The 2,749-nt window shown below is 60.3% G+C and carries 2 protein-coding genes; both read right to left on the reverse strand.

The genetic code is table 11. The features are described from left to right. Positions 1-352 precede the first annotated feature (352 nt). Positions 353-757, reverse strand: a complete 405-nt coding sequence (locus WBB85_RS11765; RefSeq protein WP_432638802.1) for a single-stranded DNA-binding protein — start codon at positions 755-757, stop codon at positions 353-355. A 566-nt stretch (positions 758-1,323) separates the two neighbouring features. Then, on the reverse strand, positions 1,324-2,493 hold the full coding sequence (locus tag WBB85_RS11770; protein WP_432638803.1) for a Fic family protein: 1,170 nt from the start codon (positions 2,491-2,493) through the stop codon (positions 1,324-1,326). Positions 2,494-2,749: the final 256 nt, after the last annotated feature.

The raw sequence follows: 2,749 nt of genomic DNA on the forward strand, positions 1-2,749 counted from the left end.
GCACGATTGTCTGATGTCAGGTCGCTCCAATGTCGGCGTAATCAGCTCTGAGGAATTCCGATTTGTCGCCAAACCTCTGTCTGTCGACACCCTAAGGCATGCCTTGAACGAAGATTGACGCGGGTAATCTCCGCTTCGGCCCGCTCTGCCGACCTTCACACTCCGAAAATGCTGCGCGATGGACGAATGGCGGGTTCGGTGACAATGCGGTGCAATATCGGGAGCAGTGGTGAAAGGCAGCTCAGGGCCGGAAGCGCCGCCTCTATTTTTTTATGAACCGTTTGCTGCCAAGCCCAGCAACGCCCAAGGCCCGGCAGGTTTCCCCGTCGGGCCTTGGGGGAGGCCCCGTTCGTTAGAACGGGATCTCGTCGTCGCGGTCGACCAACTCGGGGTGTTCATTCTCGGCCGACTTCGGACGGCTCAGGAAGTCGACCTTCTCGGCAATGATCTCGCAGCCGTAGCGGTCGTTCCCCATGCTGTCGACCCACTTGGTGTAGTGGATGCGGCCGTGGACGAGGACCTTCATGCCCTTTTCGCAATGCTCTGCGACCGTCTTGCCGAGACCGTTGAAGCAGGTGATGCGGTGCCATTCGGTGTCCATGGTCCGGTAGCCATTCTCGTCGCGCAGCACGCGACCTTCCGACAGGCGAGGGCGCGAGGTGGCGAGGCTGAAGTTGGTAATGTTGGTGCCGCCCTGGGTGGTGCGGGTTTCGGGTTTTTGACCGATGTTGCCGGCGAGGATGACGATGTTCTGCATAATAAGCTCCTGTGTTTCCTGTCTTCGGGACCGTCCCTTCGACAAGACCCTGAACAAGCCCGTCGGATGACGCGTGCACGGCGGACAGCATGGACGCCGGAAACCCCCAGAGGACCGGGGTGGAGCGGGCAGGCCTGGCACAGGCCAACACGGCCCGGACTGACGCGGGGTTGCGCGCAGGAGACCGAACGGGATTAGGGGATTGTCAGTCGAAGGGATGGACCAGAGGACAGAGATGCGCGGGGAGCCCATGCCAGACCCGTCATCCTGCCCATCGGAACAGCTTGAACCATCCGAACCCTTCAACGCGCTGGCGGCGTTGAAAGCAGATCACTCAGCCCTGCCACCGTGACGCTTGCCTTCAGAGGGGACGGCGCCATGTCGGCAGGATGGCATTCAAACCGGGTCTCTCAGGACACGAGGCTCCGCATCACTGACTTCGATCTCGCGGCGTTGTCGCTCACAGAGCCTGAAGCAAATGCACGGGGAAGTCGGCAGGGCGATCTCCGTTCACGACGACGGCGGAAAGGCGGAAGCCGAATCGGAAGGGCGCAGAACATCACATTCTAGAGCGGCGCCGTGCCCTCGCTCAGAATGTCGAGGTATCTCTGGTAACCGAACACCCGGTTCCGACGCTTTCCCGTGACTTCGGTCACGATACCCAGCCGCTCCAGATCGGCGAGGGCCGCGTTGACGGTCGGTGCCGACAACCCGATCTTGTCAACCAAATGGTTCGAGGTGACGAACGGGTTTGACTGAAGCCACTCATGGACTCGCAAGGAGGATCCCGCACGATCACTGTCAGCGGTGATCCGGTCCCGGTCAGCCTTGAACAGCTCGACAATCTGCGTCGCGGCCTCGAATGCCTGGTTGGCGGTCTGGGCCACGCCGTCCAAAAAAAACGCCAGCCACTCTTCCCAGGCGCCCGTTTCGCGCACGGATTGCAGGAGTGCGTAATACACCGCCCGATGCGTCTTCAGATATAGGCTGAGGTACAGGAGAGGTGCCTGCAGCGAGCCTTTGGTGCAGAGATAAAGCGTGATTAAGAGACGCCCGATCCGGCCGTTGCCATCCAGAAACGGGTGGATGGTTTCGAACTGGACGTGCAGCAAACCAGCCTTGATCAGGGCCGGCAGGCCGGACGCGTCTTCGTGAATGAACGCCTCGAAGTCTGACAGACAGGGGCCAAGTTCGTTCGGCGGGACCGGCACGAACATGGCGTTGCCGGGTCGCGTGCCACCAATCCAGTTCTGGCTCCGCCGAAACTCGCCGGGGTATTTGTCGCCGCCACGGTTGCCCTCCATCAGCCGCGCATGCATCTCACGGATCAGGCGCAGGGACAGCGGAAGCTCGTGCAGCCGATCCAGACCGTACATCATCGCGTCGACGTAGTTCGAGACCTCCCGGACATCGTCGAAGGCCCGGCCTGCCTCGGCCGCAGCCTCGAACCGCAGCAGGTCGGTCAGCGTCGACTGGGTGCCTTCGATCTGCGAGGACAGCACCGCTTCCTTGCGGACATACATATAGAGAAAGAGATCATGGCGCGGCAGCAGCATGGTGATCCCGTCCAGCCGCCCCAACGCGCGCTCGGCCGCACTCAGTCTTGTTAGTAAGGGAAGGACGTCGATAGACGGGTCGGGCGGCAAAGCGGGTGGCACGAACGCGCGAATGACTTCGCCTCCGACGGGGGTTTCAACATAGCGCCCCAGGCGCGTATCTGTGGTATCATCTATCATAAGTGAGGTTGTCGCACAGGCCCGCTATTTAAGCAACCAGCATAATTCTTTAATAGTGGAGGGCAGTAATTAGGCAGCCCTAAATAGCCGATAGTCCGTTTATGTAAATTATGAGGCATGTCGCCTTTGAAGGGACTGTTGCATTATTTCTACTGGTGCACGGCAGCGCAGCAAGGCGCCAGGGTCACGTAGCATTTCCGAACAGCCCGCGGATGAATTCGATCTCGCCTTTGACGCCTGGTGTCTTGTGATGGAT

Source organism: Albidovulum sp., from assembly GCF_049646345.1.
GTDB lineage: Bacteria > Pseudomonadota > Alphaproteobacteria > Rhodobacterales > Rhodobacteraceae > Albidovulum.